Genomic DNA, 19,235 nt, shown 5'->3' with positions numbered 1-19,235 from the left:
GCTGTGATCAGGCCGCAGGCTCGAGGTAACCCTCGAAAAGGTCGACTACGACGCTGCCGCCGTCGGTGTCGCTACCGAACAATTCCTCGGCGTCGAACTTCACGTGGTACGTCGGTTCTTCGCCGGCGTCGTTGCGCCCGTGGCCGATTGCGTCGGGAAACGGCCACTTCTCGGTAGTCCGATGAGAGATGGTTCCCACTCGTCCGCGGCAGTACGCAGGCATTCGAATATGCCCCGGAACGTACTCGTCGCGCACGCGTACTCGCTGACCGACTTCGAAGGTGGTCGTCTCGACGGGTGCCGGACGCCCTTCGGATTCGCTTGGCCGCGACAGTGGGAACGGTCCCCCTGCAAGGCTTTCGAGTTCTTCCTGCGTCAGGATTCCCTTTTCGACCATCAGTGTCGCGACGCCGATGACGTACCTCTCGTAGTACGGGGTCATCATGTAGTGGCGTGGTTCCATCCGCTCGACGACGTATCGAACTTCGTCGACGCTGAATGCCCCGAGTTCGGCGACACCGGCGAACATCAGGCTGTACGGCAGGTGTTCCCACTCGGCGTGGAAGGTGGGGCCGATGTCGGCGTTGACGGTATGCGGGACTTTGCCGAAGCCTTGAACTCCGGCAAGATCGTGTACTCCATCCATGGTGTGCTTCTTTCTTGTCGGGGTGATCAGACGGTGGGGACCTGCGGGACTGCGACGCCGATCAGGCAGTCCTTGGTGACGATCTCTTGAAGCTGTTCCTGGCTCCAGCCTTCGGTGCCTGCGGGACGTTGCGGGAGAACCATGTAGCGAGTTTCGGCGGTGGTGTCGTAGACGCGGATCTCGACGTCCGACGCGATCTCGGTTCCCATCTCGGAGAGAACCTTCCGTGGCTCACGCACCACTCGCGCACGGTATTCGAAACTCTTGTACCAGGTAGGGGGCAGGCCGAGAATGGGCCACGCGGTGCATGAACACAACGAGCACACGATCACGTTCTTGAGGGTCGGGGTGTCTTCGACTGCCACGATGTACTCGCCCTGGGGGCCCAGATATCCGTACTGGGCAACCGCGGCGGTACCGTCGGTGAGAAGCAACTGCCGGAACTCGGGGTCGGTCCACGCCCGCGCGACCAATTCCGCTCCGCGCCTTGGACTGAAGTCCTCCTCGAAGGTCTTCTTCCATCCCTCGACGTAACCGTCGGGTACCAATCCCTTACCGTCGAGTGCGCGGAACAGGGCCCACGCCCGGTCGGAGACCGGCGCCTGGGCCGGTGCGGCGTTCTCCGTTGTGTGGTCGATCGTTACTGACATCTGGTTCACCTTTTCTATGCGGGCTGATCATGTGTGAATCGGTGGAATTTGTTGTGCAAGTGCGGATACAGAACTAGGTGAGGCTGAGTTGTGGTGCAGAGTCGGAGATGTGGTCGGCAGGCGTCGGAAACGCGCCGCGAAGCTTTTCGAATGCGCGCCCGACCCGGAGGACCGTCGCATCGGCGAAGGTCTTGCCGGTGATCATCATTCCGACCGGAAGCCCGTTCACCAGGCCGGCGGGAACGGACAGGGACGGATGTCCGGTCACGTCGAACGGTGCTGTGTTGGCGATCATCCCGAGAGCCTTCGTGATGAAGGTTGCACGATCCACGTCGTTCGCCGGCAATTCGGATGCGACGTAGGGCAGTGTGGGCATCACCAGGACGTCGAATTGTCTCAAGGCAGTGTCGTAGGCGGCGCGGGCGAGCGGTACGAGGTTCCGGGCTTTGCCGTAGCTCGCGCCGCCGAGGGTGGTGATGCCGTGGTGGCCGGTCAGAGCCACCAGTTTGACGGTTTCGGACAGAGCGTCGGCGTGCTGAAGGCGTCGAGAAGCAAAGTGTGCCATCAGTTCCGGATCGTACAAACCTTCGGCGTTCATGCCGTATCCGTTGCCGTCCAACATCTGGTAGGCACCACCGTCCGTGGCGATCACGTTCCAGATGTGGAAAGCATGTAGGTGCCACGGGATGTTTACTTCCTCTACCGTGCAACCGATTTCGGCCAGACTGTGTGCCGCTGCGCGGACTGCGTCGTCGACCTCGGGCTGTGAGACCGCGTGCCCGAAACCTTCTCGAACGATCCCGATTCGCAGACCATCCACATCGGAGTCGAGGGTGGACAGATAGTCACCTGCTTCGACGCTGTCGGCTTGGCGTGGGTCGTTACCGTCGCGACCGGCGATGACCGAGAGCATCAGTGCGGCATCGTGGACCGTGCGTGTGATCGGGCCGAGATGGTCGATTGTTCGCTCGATGGGAAATGCACCGGTATACGGGACGAGCCCGAACGTCGGCTTGTGTCCGACGACGCCGCAGAATGCCGCCGGGATCCGGATCGATCCACCCTGATCCCCGCCGATGGCAAAATCGACGTCACCGTTTGCGACGAGAGCTGCACTGCCACCGGATGATCCACCTGCTTCACGCTGTGGGTCCCATGGATTGCGGACCGGTCCGCTTGCCGGTGTGAAGCTCGAACCGGAGAAACACAGGTCCTCACACACAGCTTTGCCCGCGACGGTTGCACCGGCCGCCAGTAGTCGAGTGACCACAGTCGCGTCGCGAGACGGAGTGAACCCCTCTACTGTCCGAGACCCGTTCATCATCGGAACTCCGGCCACGGTCACGTTGTCCTTGATCGCCACGCGTCGGCCGGTCAGGACGCCGTCCGACGTCGGCGGGATGCTTGTGGTCACATACCAAGCGCTCAAAGGATTTTCGCTCGCTGTTGGCACCGTGTGCTCACGTGACGTGGTCGGCGGGGTTGCCTCGTCGGCGTACAACTGGTCGACGACGTCGTAGGAGCCCAGTGCTCCGTCGATCAGTGCCGGCCACTCGAGCCGGGCTGATTGGTCGAGAGTGATGCCGTAATGCCTTGCGGCGGTGTCTATTGCATTGTCGTCAGGTCGGATTGTCGCCATGAGAAGTGTGCTCCTGATGTGATCGGCTTCACTTGTCTTTCAGACTAGGGCCGGATCCATAATTGCGTCAATAGGTATCGACATATTGACTCGTTAAGTTCGGGTTACGCGCGCTCAGAGAGAGCGGGGGTACAGGCGCCCACGGCGTGATTCAGCGAGCAGAATCGGTCGATGCAGTGGAACACCGTTGTTCGTAGAGCTTTTCGATGTCGTGACAAGCTGCCGAAGTACTGTTTCCGGATCGCCTGCCGACGTTCGTTCGACGGCGCGTGCGTAAGCGACGATCGCTTCGTACGTTGTCTCCGACAGGGAACTGAGCGGAGGCAGGAGTTCGTTCGAGCTCGCGCTGTATCGCTTTTCGAGGTCGTGATCGCCGGCTGCGGATTGAAAGTAGCCGAATGCCGCCCAGACTCCGTCGGCATCGGAATTGCCGATGAGCTGCTGAGTGGCCTCGTCGAGGACCAATGCAAACGTCCGCGTGGTGGCCCGCAGTCCGTGCTGGGCGCATTGTCGTTCGAAGAAGACCTCGTCATGGCCCACCAGGGTGGAAAGAATCAGTTCGGCCCCGGAGTCGGCTATCGACTCGATGATGCGTGAGAAGTCGGTTGTCCCCAACGGTACGTAGACTTCGCCGGCCACCGAACCTGTGGATTCGGCGATCACACGCCGGGCCGCCCAATGCGCACCGAACGACCACGAATACTGCTGGCCGACCAGGAACCAAGTGCGAGAACCGGTCTCGGACATCATTGCGGGTATACCCGCTCGCGTCTGGTCGAGTGGGCGCTCACCCAATCGAAGGACTCCCGGACGCGATCGACCTCCCTCGTTGAGAACTGTGTGCACCAACAGCACACCGGTGTTCTGCAATGCAGATGCAGCGGCATTGAAGGTCGACGATGTCACGCACGCGAAAACGGCGCGACATCCGCTTTTCACCAATCGCAGTGCGGTCGCCGCTCCGGCCGCCGAGTCGGAAGCGTCATCGCCGATCACCAAGTCGACGAGAACGCCGCCGATGCCGCCGTCGGCGTTGATTTCTTCCACGGCCAGTGCTGCGAGTGTTTCTGTCGCCTGGGCGAATACAGCTGCCGGGCCGGATTTGCTGACCAGCAGCCCGATCCGATGTCGGTCGGAACGCGGAGGTTCGGGTGGAGCGAATCCGCGCTTGTTGGCAAGCCAGGAAATGCCGTCCTGATCGAGGCTGGACTCGAGAACGATCCGGGTCCCGGCGCCGTCGGGAAAGAACCGGATCGTCAGGCGGCCGCGCCACGGTTGGTGGTGCACGATCACGACCGATCGGCCCCGCTTCACGCCGGCGACGTATCCCAACAGCGTGATCGGCATTCCGACTGGATCTGCGCGTGCGCCGTCGCCGACGGGAAGGGAGATGGCGGCAGCGGCCCCGACCGTCAGTTGCTCACATTCGAGTTCGAGCAGTTGCCCCGTTTCGAGGCGCTCGAAGGCTGACCCTGGTGGGTCGGTCGTCACGATCTGTGCCGTTACGGAGAGACCTGGCACGTTCTACTTCCTGCCTGAAATAGGTGCTGGGGCTCAACAGGGCCTCACGCTCGGCGACGCACCGATGCGACGTCTGAATCCTCAGTCGCAGTGGCCGGCAACTCGGAGGCGTTCGAACCTGCTTCCAGCGCTCGCCCGAGGACGTCGCGCAGGAACTGGAGTGCATCGTTGGCGGGCCCCGATGGATCTATCGAGAACAGGCGATGACGTCCTTGACGCCGTTCGACGATCACGCCGGACAACCGCAGCGCCTTGAGATGTGTGGATACCGTGGTGCGACCGACCGTCGAAATTTGATCGCTGATGAAGCCCGCGTTGCACTCGCCGTGGGTAGCCAGCGTGTCGAGAATCTGTCGACGCACTTGGTCGGCCAGCACAGCAAACGCCAACTCTTCGTTTCGTTGAGTAGTCACTGTCTGCTGTCCGCGCTTCCTCGATGGTCTCTACTGAGATATGTCGACACCCGTCAACATATCTCGAGTTGCCTCCGAGGGAAAGAATGTGGCCGAAGATTGCCGGCGACTTCGGTCAGTGCTCGGCGGTGATCACCGCGTCGCGCAGCATTCCGGTCCCGGGATGGCAATTGATGTACTCGTAGAGCTGATCGGCGGCATCGAATACCGAGACCTCATGGTAGAGACGCAATTTCGACAGGCCCTCGGCCACCCGGAAGAACGTCGTGAAGATCCGTAGATGGGTCGGGTGGGATTCCGACCACCGTTCGAGTTGGTCGAGGGAGGCCCAGTGGCCGATGTTGTAGCTCAAGTCGAGGAAGTTTCCGTCGATGTCGATATTGCGTACGAATCGGTTGCTGTAGCACCCGACGGCCGGGCCGTTGTCGCGGAGGAAGTCCATGCCCGATTGAAGAGTGGGCAGGATTTCGTCCAGGTAGAGGCTGCGCTCGTCTGCTTCCGCGTCGGCCCAGTCCTGCCCGGACCTGATCAGTGCGATGTTGTCGTGTCCCCGCACTACTACGCGTCCACCTACGGCGGGGTCACCGGCGACGACCCGCAGTTCGCCCGAGGCCTGCATCCAGTCGGTTTGGGAGATCGGAAACCGCTCGCGCATCGAACCCCAGTAGCCGTGCTCGTTGATTTCGCCGCTGACACCGTCCATGACAGCTCCCACCCCGGGGAGGTCGTCTTGGAACGCGTAGAGCGTTTCGAATTGTTCGGCTCTCGGTGCCACGATCTCGCGGAAGAACCCCAATCCGTCCGACAGGCGGTCTTCGGACTCCCACCAGGAGGACACTGGAGGTGATGTGCTCCAACGATGTTGGGAAGAAACATCTTTCCAGTAACCGACCACGATCAGGTTCTCGTAGCCCTGGTTGTCGATGTGATGGGTGAGATCGTGGTGTGCCGGTCCGTCCGGCAAGTCGAAGCCGGCGACGATATCCCGCATCGCCCGCAGTGCTGCCGGGCGCTGATCCTCGCCGCGGAACTGCACGCCGAGATAGCCCATCACGACCTGGTGCAATGTGTCGTCTGCGCGCCCGACCCACATGGGAAACGGTGGCGTATAGGTATCCGGGACCCGCCTGGTCAGAGTGCGCGGGCATTGAAGGTGTTCGCCGATTGCAGATTCCATGAGTGCTCCCTGTGATGTAGGTGGTCGAATCGGGTGCCTGGCACTTGGCAACGCCGTGCCGAAAATCTACGCCCGCTCAGCCGAGCAAACTTGGCCGTCAGCGCCCGATGCTTGGCCTACCGTGCCAAGAATTGTGGATACGTTTCGGCGACAGAAAATTTTGAACACCATGTTCAATGGGTAAGTGTCCGAAGATGTTACAGATCAGCGGGTAGTACTTGTGGGGGCCGCTGCTTGCGACCGGTACCGCCGCGGGCTGATCCCGAATTCCGCCTTGAAGGCTCGACTGAAGGCGGCCAGGTCGGTGAATCCCCAGCGGTGAGAAATCTGGGTCAGCGACCGCTCTACTCCGTGGCGTTGCACGATCTCACGACGGCAACCGTCGAGTCGACGGCTGCGAATCGAACGCGACACGGTTGTGCCGTGTTCGGCGAAGGCTCGGTGCAACTGGCGAATGGAGACTTTGACTGATCCCGCGATGTCCACCGGAGACAGGGCCGGGTCTGCGATGCGGGCGTCTATGACCGACAGGGCGGATTCGTAGAGGCTGGTTCGCCGTGAGGTGATCGGTCGCGCAGTTGTGTGAAGAACGGACTTGACCAGGTTGCCGATCTCGTTGACGACTTCCTCTTCGTCTCCGCTTGCGTCGGACGTCATGCGGACGGAGGCAAGATCGTGAAGAAAGCGACCGAGCAGGCCACTCAGGCCCGCGTGTCCGTCGAAGGCGATGGCGGTCAGGCTCGTGACCTCCGCGTCGCTGAGCGACAGGTACGACCGTGGCCAGGTGAACACCTCGAGTCCCCAGATGCCGTCGTGTGCGTGTCCCTCGATCTGCCAATCGAAGGGGCGCGTGGTGTCGTACAGGACGTAGTCGCCACGTCGCAGGACGCATTCGCGGTCGTCTTGGCGCACTACCGCGCTACCGCGGCGGATCATCCCGATCTGCAGATAGTCCGCGCCGTCGCTTTTGATGAGGCTGTTGCTACGGACTATTCGTTGTTCCATCGATTGAACTGCGGATACCCGAACGTGTGCGAGTTGGGCCGAGTGGACGGCCCCGCTGAATCGATCGCCGTCTCCGATATCGGATACGTCGAGCGCGACAAAATGCTCGCGCAACAAATCTGCCCAGTCGCCCGTGAGAGTCGTGCGTGTGGGCAGGGAGAAGCCGGATCGCGCGAGCATTGCAGGGCGCCTCCTCGCAGAAAAGCCGAAGTTCTCGGGTGCTCGATGTTCAGAGAGTAATCCCGCACATCAGACATGTCGATAGAAGTCGACATGTCATCGCGTCGGGAAGAAATTGTTTGCCATACAAACAACGCCGAGTTATTGTTTGTCGTACAAACAAGTAGGAGTTCGTGATGGCCACCGAGGCAGTTCCCGCAGCGCGCGCGACGCGTGAGTCGGGCAAGCAGACGCGCATGGCGCTGTTCAACGCCGCAACCGAGCTGTTCCTCGAGCACGGCGACAGCGTCTCCATCGCGCAGATCTGCACGGCCGCCGGCGCCCATCCCAACCAGGTGACCTACTACTACGGCTCCAAAGAAAAGCTCTTCGTCGAGGTGGCGTGCGCGGCCGTTCTGCGCGCAGGCAAGCGTGCCGAGGTCGATGCCGCCGACGCCGACACGGTCGGCGATTACACCGAGAAGCTGGTCGGATCCCTCCTGGGCTCGGGCGCTCCCAGCGTCGAACTCTTCGTGGAAGCGATGATGATGACGGGTCGTCGTGGTGAACTCCGCGACCTGATCTCCGAAACGCTTCGCACTCTGCACTCCTCGGGCGAAACCGCCCTCCTCCGTACCTTGATCCGCACCGGCTGGCAGCTGCGCGCGGGCATCGACGTCGAGTCCAAGGCCTTCTGGTCTGCGATCTTCGGCCTCGTCATCCAGAAGACTGCCACCGGCGAGAGCTTCGGCTACTCCCTCGAGGAGGCGGTTGCCGTCATCTTCGCCACCCTCCAGATACCCGACGCCGTACTCAACAGCTCGATGGAATGAACTCTCTTCGAGCGTGATTCTCCGACAAGGACTTCGATGAATATCGTTCGCGTATTCGACAGCAACGTCACCAAGACCCCGGACAAACCCTTCCTGATATTCGACGGTCACGATCACACGTACTCCCAGGTTCAGGACGGAAGTCGACGCGCCGCAGGCTATTTGCAGTCGCTGGGCGTGCAGCCGGGCGACCGCGTCGCGCTGATGTGTTACAACACTCCGGGATTCGTGTACGCGATGCTCGGTGCCTGGCGCTTGGGCGCCGTCGTGGTCCCCATCAACCACAAGATGCAGACTCCGGAAGTTGCCTACGTGCTGGGACACGCGAAGGTGTCTGTGTGCGTCTTCGACGGTGAGTTGGCGCCGGTTGTCGGTCGACTGGAGACAACGGCCAAGCTGATCAGCACGGACTCTGTCGCAGACGGTTTCGACTTCTTCGACGACGCCATCACCCGCCAGGACGGCGTTGACGGTATCGACATCGACGAGAACGATCCGGCCGAAATCCTCTACACCTCGGGGACTACCGGCTCGCCCAAGGGCTGCGTCCACAGCCACCGCAACGTCGTCGGTGTTGCCGTCACCGCGGCCCTCGCCGTGTCGACGACTCGGGACGAGCGACTGCTCATGGCCGTCCCGATCTGGCACGCTTCCCCGCTCAACAACTGGTTCATGTCCACGCTCTACATGGGCGGAACCGTCGTGCTGCTGCGCGAGTACCATCCCGTCAAATTTCTGGAAACAGTTCAGGAACAACGCATTACCCTCTGCTTCGGACCGCCGGTCATCTATACCACCGCACTCAACCTCGTGCCGAACTTTGCCGACTACAACCTCGGAAGCGTTCGTGCGTGGTTGTACGGCGGGGGACCGATCGGCGCGGATGTCGCTCGGCGACTGGTGGAGTCGTACGGCACCACCGAATTCCGGCAGGTCTACGGCATGACCGAGACCGGGCCAGTGGGCACCGTGCTGTACCCCGAAGAGCAGTTGAGCAAGGCGGGCTCGATCGGCCGCGTCGCGCTGGCCGGCGTCGACCTGCGCCTGGTTGCCGATGACGGCACCGACGCGGAGCCCGATCAGATCGGTGAGATCTGGCTGCGCGCCGACACCGTCATGCAGGGGTACCTCGACGACCCCGCTGCCACGAAGGCTGCTTTTGCCGACGGCGGTTGGTATCGCACCGGCGATCTGGCGCGCAAGGATGCGGACGGTTACCTCTTCATCGTCGACCGCGCGAAGGACATGATCATCACGGGCGGCGAGAACGTCTACTCCAAGGAGGTCGAGGACGTGATCTCCGGCCACCCGGACGTCGTCGACGTCGCCGTTGTCGGAAAACCCAACGAAGAATGGGGCGAGACCGTCGTCGCGCACGTCGTCTGGCGTGAACCGGATGTCATCAGCGCCGACGACATCAAGGACTACCTCTCGGACAAGTTGGCGCGCTACAAGATTCCGCGTGAAGTGGTGTTCGCGACGATTCTTCCGCGTACACCGACCGGCAAGATCCAGAAGCACCTCATCCGCGCAGCGAGCTGAAAGGCCTGTCATGACTGATATTTCCGAGAAGACCGTCACCCACCCGGCTCCGCATCGCACCCATGCAGTGCTCAACCAGTCGGTACCGCGCACGGACGTCAACGAGTTCCTGCTCGATACGGTCCTGGCCGAAGGCGTCGCGCGTCACGACGCCGATTGGGCCACCAGTGAACTCACCGATATCGGTGAACTGGTCGGCAGTGCCGGGTTCCAGCACGACGCCGAGCTGGCCAACACGGTGATCCCCGAATTGAAGACCTTCGATCGCTGGGGAAACCGCATCGACGAGGTCGAATACCATCCGTCGTATCACCGGATCATCTCTGCTGCCGTTGCGCACGGTGCTCACACCTCTGCCTGGGCTGACCCCAAGCCGGGTGCCAACGTGGCTCGGGCCGCGGCATTCATGCTGTTCTCCCAGGTCGAACCGGGCCACGCGTGCCCGATCTCCATGACGCACGCTGTGATCCCCTCGCTCGAGCTGCAACCCGATGTAGCCGCCATCTGGACCCCGCGTGCCCTTTCTCGGAGTTACACCCCCGAGTTGGATGCTCCCGGAAAGGCATCCGCGATCTTCGGAATGTCGATGACGGAAAAGCAGGGTGGCTCCGACGTGCGAGCCAACACGACCATCGCCAAGCCGGCCGGACGTGGCGGCCCGGGTGCGGACTACCTCCTCACCGGACACAAGTGGTTCTGCTCCGCGCCGATGTCCGACGCCTTCCTGGTTCTCGCTCAGGCCGAAGGTGCTGCCGGCGAGGGACTTTCCTGCTTCCTTCTCCCCCGCATCCTGCCCGACGGCACACGCAACGTCTTCCGCATCCAGCGTCTGAAGAACAAGCTGGGCAACAAGTCCAACGCGTCGTCCGAGATCGAGCTCGACGGCACCGTCGGCACCATGATCGGCGAACCGGGACGCGGTGTGCGGACCATCATCGAAATGGTGTCCCAGACGCGACTCGACTGCATTCTCGGCAGCACGGCGGGTATGCGTCAGTCGGTGGCCGAAGCGGTGTGGCATGCACGGCACCGCAGCGCTTTCGGTGCCGTCCTGGCAGATCAGCCGGCGATGACCTCGGTGCTTGCCGATCTGGCTCTCGAATCCGAAGCCGCGACCATCACCGCACTGCGATTGGCTCGTGCGCAGGACGAGGACGCGAATGAGCAGGAAAAGGCGTTCCGCCGACTCGCGACGGCTGTTGCGAAGTACTGGATCTGCAAGCGCGGCCCGCACCACTCCTACGAAGCCCTCGAGTGCCTGGGCGGCAACGGTTACACCGAGGACTTCCCGCTTGCCCGTCGCTACCGTGAGCAGCCCGTCATGGCCGTGTGGGAGGGGTCGGGCAACGTCATTGCGCTCGACGTCCTGCGCGCGATGACCCGTGAACCCGACTCCGTTGCCGCCTTCGACCACGAGATCAACCTCGCCCGCGGCAACAACCCGGTCCTCGATCAGCACCTCGATCGAGTACGACGCCAACTCGGTGAGCTCGCCACGATGGCACCTGCCGACGCTCAACTCCGCGCTCGGACCGTCGTCGAGGCTATGGCGTTGGCACTGCAGGCTTCGCTCATGGTGCGCCACTCCCCGGCCGCCTCGTCCGATGCGTTCATTGCCGCTCGCCTCGGCGCCGACCGTGGTCACGAGTACGGAACTCTGCCTGTGGGAACAGATTTCGCCGGAGTTCTCGCGAGAGCCTAAGGCTGCTCCCTCAGTACCCTGGTGACGGTGTGTACTGCCGGCGTCGGATTGTTGGGTCGCCATGCCATCGCGATTTTCAGCGTGGGCGTGGCCCCGGCGATCGGCAGGTACACGACCCCGTCCATGGACAGATGCGCCGTCGACTCCACGACGACGGCGATCCCGACCCCCGCTCCGACCATGGCCAACAGGCTGTACGGATCGGGGGCTTCGTGTGCGATGGTGGGCGTGAAACCTGCTGTGGCGCAAACGGACAACGTTGCATCGCGCACCACCGAGCCGTGCTCGGCGGGATACATCACGAATCGCTCGGTTGCCAGGTCTTCCGGTGACACCGAGTCATGCGTACCGAGGTGATGCCTGGCAGGAACCGCGACCATCAAGGTTTCCTCCCGCACAGTGTGAGTCTCGAATCCGCGCGGAATGGGCAGGCCGACTATGCCCATGTCCAGTGCTCCGCGTCGGAGAGCGTCGAGCACCTCACCCGAGTACATCTGCGGCCGTAGTTCCAGTTCGATTCCCGGATGGGAGTCGGCCAAGGACCGTGTGAGGGCCGACAGGACGGTGTAGCCGCCTGTTCCGCCGAAACCCACTGTGACACGGCCCGTCTCGCCAGTCGACGCGGCCGATGCGATTTCTCGTACCACGGCGATCTGCGCTTCGATGATCCGTGCGGGCGTGACCAAGGCTTCGCCGGCGGCTGTCAGTTGCACTGATCTGGTGGTCCGGACGAACAGGTCGGTGCCCAGTTCACGCTCGAGCGCCCGAATGGTCTGGCTGAGCGGGGACTGGCCGATGTGGAGTCGCTCGGCGGCCCGGCCGAAATGAAGTTCGTCGGCGACTGCGAGAAACGCGCGCAGTTGACGCAGTTCCACGTCGCTCCTCCCGGGTTTCATTATGTGGTTCTCCCACATAAATAAGTCGAACTAAGTCTTGGACTCTACATGGATTTCGGACGATAGTGATTCACGCCTCACATTGCATCCCTTGGTGATGCCCGACGCGAGAATCAGGGAGAACCGTGGATCAACACCCAGGTCAAGACACCAATCCGCCTGAATACAACACCAAACAGGCACGCAAGGCCGGAATCACGGCGTTTGTCGGAACGACTATCGAGTGGTTCGACTTCTACATCTACGGAACCGCATCCGCCTTGGTGCTCGGCCCGCTGTTCTTCCCGGATGCGTCGCCGGCGGTGGGAACACTCGCAGCCTTCGCGACTTTTGCCGTGGGATTCGTGGCGCGTCCGGTCGGCGGAGTGGTGTTCGGTCATTTCGGAGACAAGTTCGGTCGCAAGAACGCCGTGATCATCACCCTCGCGCTCATGGGGTTGGGAACCGTCGGTGTCGGCCTCCTCCCTACGTACTCCCAGATCGGGATCTGGGCACCGATACTGCTTGTGGCACTGCGTGTTCTCCAGGGCATTGCCATGGGCGGCGAATGGGGTGGCGCCGTATTGATCGCCACCGAGTTCGCTCCCCCGAAGAAAAAGGTGCTCTACGGTGCGTTTGCGCAGCAGGGTTCACCGGTCGGCAACCTGCTCGCGACGCTGGCCTTCCTCGGCCTGACGTTGATGTCGGATTCCGTGTTCGAGTCGTGGGGTTGGCGTCTGCCGTTCCTCGGATCCGCAGCTTTGGTGATCGTCGCTCTCTACATCAGGTTGCACATCTCCGAGACACCTGAGATGAAGAAGGCTGTTGCGGCACAAAAACGTACACGGATGCCGCTGGTCGAAGTGTTGCGTTCGCATCCCGTCGAACTTGCTCTCGGCGTCGGCGCTGTGGTTGCCGGTGTTGCCATCACGTACGTCAAGACAACCTTTGCGCTCTCATGGGCGACAACGGATCTCGGCTTCGAGCGCAGTGACTTCCTCCTCGTGATCACCGTCGCACTGGTAGCCCAGGCGCTCGTACAGCCTTTCGGCGCTGTGCTGGCCACGCGGATCGATCCGTCGAAAGCGGTCCGTTGGATGCTGCTTCCGGAGATCGTGCTCCTACCACTGATGTTCGTGCTGGTTCAGACGGGTTCCGTGCCCTTGGCGATTCTGGGTATGGTCCTCGCGACGGCGCCTCACGCAATGTATTACGCCGCGTTGGCCGGCATCCTGGCGCAGGTTTTCCCCACCAATGTTCGGTATACCGGCATCTCTCTGTCGTACCAATTGTCGACCGCCGTTTTTGCCGGAACGGCCCCGATGGTCAGCCAGTATCTGCTGACGCGAACCAACTCGATCTGGCCGGTCGTAGCTCTCGGGCTCGTGTATGTCGTTCTCTCCCTTGTCTGTATGACTGCTTTGTTGCGCAGGAGTGCGCTGCACGCGCAAGGGCTGGAATCGACGAGCTCCTCGACCATGACCGATGTTTCCACCCTGAAAGGCGTTGACCACTGATGAACTTTGCACACACCGACCCCGCTCTGACAGCGGTAGTGGACAGATGGACCGCCGGGGCGGACCGAGAGACGTTGAACGGATTGCTCGACCGGCTGGGCCGAGATGCAGCCGGCCGTTTGTCCGAGCTTGCCGACATCGCCGACAGGAATCCACCGGTGTTGCAGCAGTTCGACAAGGCTGGTGATCGCGTCGACCGGATTTCCTATCACCCGGCCTACCTGGAACTGTGCCGGGCGGCGTACAACGAGTACGGCCTGTCCGCCATGTCGCACCGAAAAGGGTTGCACGGATGGGGCTCCGTACCTCCGCCACTCGCGAAGTACCTCGCGTCGTACGTCTTCGTTCAGGCAGAGTTCGGGCTGGCCTGCCCGGTGTCGATGACCGATGCTGCTGCGCGGACGCTGCGTATGTTCGGTGATCCGGCCGTGTTCTCGCCCTGGATCGACGCGTTGACGTCGACCGATCCCGAGCATGCGAAGACGGGCGCGATGTTCATGACCGAGATTCAGGCAGGTACCGACATCGCCTGCACTGAAACGCGTGCCGAGCGCGACGGTGACGGATGGGTCCTGACGGGCAAGAAGTGGTTCGCCTCCAACCCCGATGCCGACGTGATCATCACCCTTGCAAGATTTCCGGGCGGACAGGATGGTTCGACGCGTGGAGTCGGAATGTTCATGGTGCCCAAGACTTTGGATTCCGGCGAGCGCAACAACCTCACGATCGATCGGCTCAAGGACAAGCTGGGTACACGTTCCATGCCGAGTGGCGAGGTGACGCTGGACCGCGCACACGCACTCCAGGTCGGCGAACTCGAACGAGGTTTCCGGCAGATGGCGGAGATGGTCAACACGTCGCGGCTGTCCAACGCGATGCGTTCGAGCGCTCTCATGCGCCGAGCGGTCCGCGAAGCCGTCGAACATTCGAAGAGCCGAGTCGTGTTCGGTAAGAGGCTCTTCGATCAGCCGCTGATGCGGGCGACTCTTCTTCCCCTCGCGCTCGATGCCGAGGCTTCGCTCGCGCTGGTGGCGTACAGCGCGCAGTGTCTTCAGGCTGCAGACGGTGGTGACGATCAAGCGCGAGCACTGATCAGGGTGCTGACGCCGATCGCCAAACACTTCGTGTGCAAACGTGCGCGTGTGGTCACCGGTGAGGCAATGGAGGTGCGCGGCGGAAACGGGTACATCGAGGAATGGGTCGATCCGCGACTCGTGCGGGACGCTCACCTCGGCTCCATCTGGGAGGGCTCGAGCAATGTCATTGCGCTGGACGTACTTCGGTGCCTACGCAAGTTCGATTCGCACCGCACGGTCGCGGGAGCGATGACGGACATCCTGTCCGCCGTCGGACCGGACTGCGAAGCCGGGGCCGGAGTTCTGTTGCGGCGCTGGGAGGAACTGGTCGATGAAGGAGATCGTCTGATCGCCGGAACCGACGATGCCGCGCAGGCTGCGAGTGCAAGGTACTCCGACGAGTTGGCTCGTACCGTCATGGCGACCCTGCTCTTCGACCTTGCGTATCACGGCATCCGAGAAGGTCGCGGGTACCGGTCACTGCTGGTGGCGAACTCCTACCTGGCCGGTCTAGCCGGGAAGGTGCCGTCGGCCGCGCTCGGCAAACTCGACGTGATAACCGACGGCGGCGACGTCGAGCTGGATGATGCACGTGACGTCTTAGCCGAGTTCCTTTCTGTAGCAGGAGGTCACCGGTGAATACTCCAACAGGCCCCGCACCCCTGGCCGGTGTCCGCGTCCTCGATCTGTCGAAGATCCTTGCCGGGCCGTACGCAACCATGTCACTTGCCGATCTCGGAGCCGACGTCACCAAGATCGAACACCCCGAGGGCGGTGACCCCACGCGTTCATGGGGACCTCCCTTTGTCGGGGTAGATGCCGCCTACTACCTCGCGATCAACCGCGGTAAGAAGTCGGTGACGATCGACCTCAAGTCCACCGAAGGGCAGGAGATCATCCACCGCATGCTCGAAGAGGCCGATGTGGTGGTGGAGAACTTCAAGCCGGGCAGCGGATTACAGGAGATCTTCGACTACCAGGCACTGTCCGAGCGGTATCCCCACCTGATCACCCTGCACATCTCGGCGTTCGGTGAAGAAGGCCCACTGCGCGACGAGCCGGGTTACGACATGATCGCGCAAGCCGCTGGAGGGCTCATGTCGCTCACCGGTGAACCCGGCGGCGCTCCGATGAAGTCCGGGTTTGCGTTGGGAGATTTGGGCGCAGCGTTGTTCGGACTGGTCGGGGTGCTGGCCGCATTGGTCGAGCGAGGTCGCACCGGACGCGGACAGTACGTGACCACGTCGCTGTACGAGTGCCAACTCGCCATGCACGTGAACTGGGCGACCAGCTACTTCGCCACCGGTGAGCGTCCGACGGCGCTGGGCTCCGGTCACCCGAATCTTGCCCCCTACCAAGCATTTCCTGCCAGCAACGGGTACTTCGTCATCGCCGTCGGCAACGACGCGATGTGGGCGTCGCTGTGCGAGGCCATCGGTCGAGACGAACTGGCCACCGATCCTCGTTTCGTCCACAACCGTGAGCGGGTGGAGAACCGCGAGAGTCTGGAACGGGAACTCACCATCGCCTTCGCGTCGGACACCGTCGAACACTGGTGCACTCTTCTCGCCGAACGAGCGGTCCCGGTTTCACCGATCCGCCACCTCGACGAGATCTACTCCGATCCCCACACCGCCGCACTCGGCATGGTGGGGACCGTCGACCATCCGACGCTCGGTCCGCTCAAGCAAGTGGCCTTTCCGGTCAACTTCTCAGGCCGGAGGCCACGTCTGACGTCGGCGCCGCCCGTTCTCGGCGCCGACAACGACGAGGTGTTGGGAACCACTCAGGCGAGTCCGCTCAATGCCGGTGCCGTGTTGTCATCCCGCCAGCCGATGGCCTCGACGAGCGTCGTCAGGTCGTAGTCGGGTCCGCTGACGCCGACGGTGAAGAGCGAGACACCGTCGGCGACCAGGTCGGCTGCATTCTCGAGCCCAGGCCACGGAACCGAGTGCTCCACTTCGGTCGGGTTCCGGCCCACGTCGGCGCAATGGTCGGAGAGGATGTCCGACTTGCGCAGGTGTGTCTCGCGGTCACCGAAGCTGTGCCAGACGTCGGCGTACTCGGCGACCAGTCGCAAGGTCTTCTTCTCGCCGCCACCCCCGATGAGGACCGGGATATTGCGCGTCGGCGGCGGGTTGCCCTTGGCCAGGCGGCCCGTGATGCGGGGGAGGTATTCGCCCAGCAGTTTCAGCCGTGAACCGGGAGTGCCGAAGTCGTATCCGAACTGGTCGTAGTCCTTCTCGAACCAGCCGGCACCGATGCCGAGGATCAGGCGTCCGTCGCTGATGTGGTCGACGGTTCGCGCCATGTCGGCCAGCAGATCCGGATTGCGGTAACCGCCGCCGGTGACCAGGGCGCCGATCTCGACGCGTTCGGTCTGCTCGGCCCAGGCGCCGAGCATGGTCCAGCATTCGAAGTGGGCGCCGTCGGGATCGCCGGTCAACGGGTAGAAGTGGTCCCAGTTGAAGACGATGTCCACCCCGGCGTCCTCGGACCGCAAGACGGCGTCGCGAATCAACCCGTAATCGGGTGCGTGCTGAGGTTGGAGTTGAACACCGATGCGTACCGGACGAGTCATGCCACGCTCCTGACGAGAGGAATGGTTGTCTTCTCCCATCATGGCCGGGTGTGCGCGGTACCGCTACCGCGGTCGGTGACGGGTATGCCCGCTTCTCATACCCACCCCTTTTCGAGCGAACGGCACGTTCGGCGCCTTAGATCGACTGAACGTGCCGTTCGCTCAAAAAGGGGGCAGGCAGAAAGGGGGCAGGCAAAGGCGGCGGGCAAAACAGGGGCGATCTGCCCACAGCAGACAGGCGGGGCCCCGGCATCGCTGCGCCGGTAGGAATGGATTCATGACTACCGAAGCGCCCACAGATACCGGCTACCGTGACCTGTTGACAGACAGGCTCTTCCGACAGCGAACCATTCTGCTCACCGGCGAGGTCAACGACGCCATGGCCGAACGTGTGTGTTCGGAACTGGTACTACTCGCCACCACCGACCCCAAGCGCGACATCGTGCTCTACATCAATTCACCCGGCGGATCGGTGTTTGCCGGTCTGGCCATCTACGACACGATGAAGCTCATCCCCAACGACGTCGTGACGGTCGCGATGGGCTTCGCCGCCAGCATGGGCCAGGTGCTTCTCTGCTCCGGTACCCACGGCAAGCGAATCAGCCTGGCGCACAGCCGCATCATGATGCACCAACCTTCGGCAGGTATCGGTGGCACTGCGGTGGACATTGCGATCCAGGCCGAGAGCCTCGAGCTGATGAAGCGTCAATCGCAGGAAATCCTCGCCACCGAAACGGGCCGGACCGTCGAGGAGATCGAGACCGACAGTGATCGGGATCGTTGGTTCACCGCCGAACAGGCGCGCGAGTACGGGATCGTCGACCGCGTCGTGACGTCCTTCGCCGAGATCGCACCGCAAGCCACCTTCCCCAAGATCGGATTGTGACGTCATGTCCCAGTACACGATTCCCAGTGTCATCGAGCGAACGCCAACGGGTGAGCGGTCTTTCGACATCTTCAGCAGGCTGCTCAACGAACGCATCGTCTTTCTCGGCACAGAGATCGATGACGGCGTCGCCAACGTCGTGATGGCTCAGATGCTGCATCTGCAAGCCGACAACCCGGATCGCGAAATCGGTTTGTACATCAACTCTCCCGGCGGTTCCACCACGGCGATGCTCGCGATCTACGACACCATGCAGTTCTTGAAACCGACGATTTCGACGTACTGCATGGGTCAAGCGGCTTCGGCTGCTGCAGTGCTTCTCGCCGCCGGCACTCCGGGCCATCGGCATGTTCTTGCCCATTCGCGGGTGCTGCTGCATCAACCGTCGACGCAAGGTAGCGGCACCATCTCGGACCTCGCGCTTCAAGCAGCCGAGATCCTGAGAATCCGGGAGCAGACCGAGGCGATTCTGAGTAAGCACACCGGTCAGAGCGTCGAGCGGCTCCGTAAGGACACCGATCGCGACAGGATCTTCACTGCCGACGACGCTATCTCCTACGGACTGGCCGACACCCTCATCGAAGGGAACTGACTACGCCGCCATCAGGACGGGACCCGAGATCGGTGCGGGAGAATGCCCGAAGGTGAGGGAGTTGAGCGCAACGATCCTGTTGCCCGCTCGGAACAGCAGGTGCTCGAGCGGCATCCCGAGCGCTTCGCAGATGGCGCGCAGAATTTCCGACGACGGTTCCTTCTTGCCTCGTTCGATCTCGGAGAGGTACTGCTTCGACATCCCGACCTTCGCGGCGACGTCGTCGAGAGTTCGGTCCTGATCGCGTCGGACCTCCCGCAACACTCGTCCGTAGGCCTCACGAATCAGAGGGGGTTTGCGGACGGCGACAGCCGGATCGGGGAGTTCCGACTCACCCTTGACCAGGACTAATCTCCGCGATGCCTCCATAGGCCGAGTATTCCAGCCGACCGGTTCGCGCACCACCCGGTTCACCGAGGGC

Annotated in this window: 18 protein-coding genes; 8 read left to right on the top strand and 10 right to left on the bottom strand. The window is 62.4% G+C overall.

All coding sequences use genetic code 11. The features are described 5' to 3' along the window. Positions 1 to 7: 7 nt before the first annotated feature. From nthB to M1L53_RS03005, 7 genes are all read right to left on the bottom strand, one after another. The gene (gene nthB, locus M1L53_RS03035; RefSeq protein WP_030537652.1) at positions 8 to 646 is read right to left on the bottom strand and encodes a nitrile hydratase subunit beta; all 639 of its coding nucleotides are present in this window, start codon (positions 644 to 646) and stop codon (positions 8 to 10) included. A gap of 26 nt (positions 647 to 672) precedes the next feature. Beyond that, complete coding sequence (gene nthA / locus M1L53_RS03030) at positions 673 to 1,296, bottom strand: nitrile hydratase subunit alpha (RefSeq protein WP_042450854.1); 624 nt, start codon at positions 1,294 to 1,296, stop codon at positions 673 to 675. Between the two features lie 73 nt (positions 1,297 to 1,369). Then, the gene (locus M1L53_RS03025) at positions 1,370 to 2,935 is read right to left on the bottom strand and encodes an amidase (protein WP_054187256.1); all 1,566 of its coding nucleotides are present in this window, start codon (positions 2,933 to 2,935) and stop codon (positions 1,370 to 1,372) included. A 114-nt stretch (positions 2,936 to 3,049) separates the two neighbouring features. Next, a complete protein-coding gene (locus M1L53_RS03020; protein WP_054187255.1) occupies positions 3,050 to 4,456 on the bottom strand; it encodes a substrate-binding protein in 1,407 nt (468 codons plus the stop codon). 44 nt (positions 4,457 to 4,500) lie between these two features. After that, on the bottom strand, positions 4,501 to 4,869 hold the full coding sequence (locus M1L53_RS03015) for a helix-turn-helix transcriptional regulator (RefSeq protein ID WP_007735244.1): 369 nt from the start codon (positions 4,867 to 4,869) through the stop codon (positions 4,501 to 4,503). 115 nt (positions 4,870 to 4,984) lie between these two features. Next, the gene (locus tag M1L53_RS03010; RefSeq protein ID WP_007735242.1) at positions 4,985 to 6,046 is read right to left on the bottom strand and encodes a phenylacetaldoxime dehydratase family protein; all 1,062 of its coding nucleotides are present in this window, start codon (positions 6,044 to 6,046) and stop codon (positions 4,985 to 4,987) included. Between the two features lie 204 nt (positions 6,047 to 6,250). Further along, a complete protein-coding gene (locus M1L53_RS03005; protein WP_047270147.1) occupies positions 6,251 to 7,231 on the bottom strand; it encodes a helix-turn-helix domain-containing protein in 981 nt (326 codons plus the stop codon). A 176-nt stretch (positions 7,232 to 7,407) separates the two neighbouring features. Between M1L53_RS03005 and M1L53_RS03000 the strand changes: the two genes are divergently transcribed. From M1L53_RS03000 to M1L53_RS02990, 3 genes are read left to right on the top strand one after another with little or no spacing between them, the layout of a single operon-like run. After that, on the top strand, positions 7,408 to 8,043 hold the full coding sequence (locus M1L53_RS03000; protein WP_030537647.1) for a TetR/AcrR family transcriptional regulator C-terminal domain-containing protein: 636 nt from the start codon (positions 7,408 to 7,410) through the stop codon (positions 8,041 to 8,043). A 36-nt stretch (positions 8,044 to 8,079) separates the two neighbouring features. After that, a complete protein-coding gene (locus M1L53_RS02995) occupies positions 8,080 to 9,585 on the top strand; it encodes a class I adenylate-forming enzyme family protein (protein WP_030537646.1) in 1,506 nt (501 codons plus the stop codon). Positions 9,586 to 9,595: 10 nt separating this feature from the next. Further along, positions 9,596 to 11,287 carry an acyl-CoA dehydrogenase family protein gene (locus M1L53_RS02990; RefSeq protein WP_050655941.1) on the top strand — a complete coding sequence of 564 codons (1,692 nt, stop codon included), beginning with the start codon at positions 9,596 to 9,598 and terminating at the stop codon, positions 11,285 to 11,287. Here the strand turns inward: M1L53_RS02990 and M1L53_RS02985 are convergent. Then, entirely contained in the window at positions 11,284 to 12,162 is an 879-nt protein-coding gene (locus M1L53_RS02985; protein ID WP_030537644.1) for a LysR family transcriptional regulator, read from the bottom strand. The genes M1L53_RS02990 and M1L53_RS02985 overlap by 4 nt on opposite strands. A 146-nt stretch (positions 12,163 to 12,308) precedes the next feature. Here M1L53_RS02985 and M1L53_RS02980 point away from each other — a divergent pair, with 146 nt between their 5' ends. From M1L53_RS02980 to M1L53_RS02970, 3 genes are read left to right on the top strand one after another with little or no spacing between them, the layout of a single operon-like run. Then, the gene (locus M1L53_RS02980; RefSeq protein WP_054187254.1) at positions 12,309 to 13,679 is read left to right on the top strand and encodes an MFS transporter; all 1,371 of its coding nucleotides are present in this window, start codon (positions 12,309 to 12,311) and stop codon (positions 13,677 to 13,679) included. Then, complete coding sequence (locus tag M1L53_RS02975) at positions 13,679 to 15,394, top strand: acyl-CoA dehydrogenase family protein (protein ID WP_054187253.1); 1,716 nt, start codon at positions 13,679 to 13,681, stop codon at positions 15,392 to 15,394. Before M1L53_RS02980 ends, M1L53_RS02975 begins: the two co-directional genes overlap by 1 nt. Beyond that, positions 15,391 to 16,620, top strand: a complete 1,230-nt coding sequence (locus tag M1L53_RS02970) for a CaiB/BaiF CoA-transferase family protein (RefSeq protein ID WP_054187252.1) — start codon at positions 15,391 to 15,393, stop codon at positions 16,618 to 16,620. Before M1L53_RS02975 ends, M1L53_RS02970 begins: the two co-directional genes overlap by 4 nt. On the opposite strand, the gene M1L53_RS02965 is transcribed toward M1L53_RS02970, so the two are convergent. Further along, positions 16,542 to 17,336, bottom strand: coding sequence for an LLM class F420-dependent oxidoreductase (locus M1L53_RS02965; protein WP_054187264.1), 795 nt, complete (start codon positions 17,334 to 17,336; stop codon positions 16,542 to 16,544). The genes M1L53_RS02970 and M1L53_RS02965 overlap by 79 nt on opposite strands. Before the next feature lie 277 nt (positions 17,337 to 17,613). Here M1L53_RS02965 and M1L53_RS02960 point away from each other — a divergent pair, with 277 nt between their 5' ends. Next, positions 17,614 to 18,222, top strand: a complete 609-nt coding sequence (locus tag M1L53_RS02960; protein WP_054187251.1) for a ClpP family protease — start codon at positions 17,614 to 17,616, stop codon at positions 18,220 to 18,222. 4 nt (positions 18,223 to 18,226) lie between these two features. Further along, positions 18,227 to 18,814, top strand: coding sequence for an ATP-dependent Clp protease proteolytic subunit (locus M1L53_RS02955; RefSeq protein WP_003945993.1), 588 nt, complete (start codon positions 18,227 to 18,229; stop codon positions 18,812 to 18,814). Here the strand turns inward: M1L53_RS02955 and M1L53_RS02950 are convergent, their stop codons facing one another. Continuing rightward, complete coding sequence (locus M1L53_RS02950; RefSeq protein WP_054187250.1) at positions 18,815 to 19,183, bottom strand: helix-turn-helix domain-containing protein; 369 nt, start codon at positions 19,181 to 19,183, stop codon at positions 18,815 to 18,817. Between the last annotated feature and the right edge of the window lie 52 nt (positions 19,184 to 19,235).

Origin of the sequence: Rhodococcus sp. T9N (assembly GCF_024436645.1) — a bacterium.
Classification (GTDB): Bacteria; Actinomycetota; Actinomycetes; order Mycobacteriales; family Mycobacteriaceae; genus Rhodococcus_F; species Rhodococcus_F qingshengii.
This window is presented reverse-complemented; position numbering and strand designations above follow the sequence as displayed.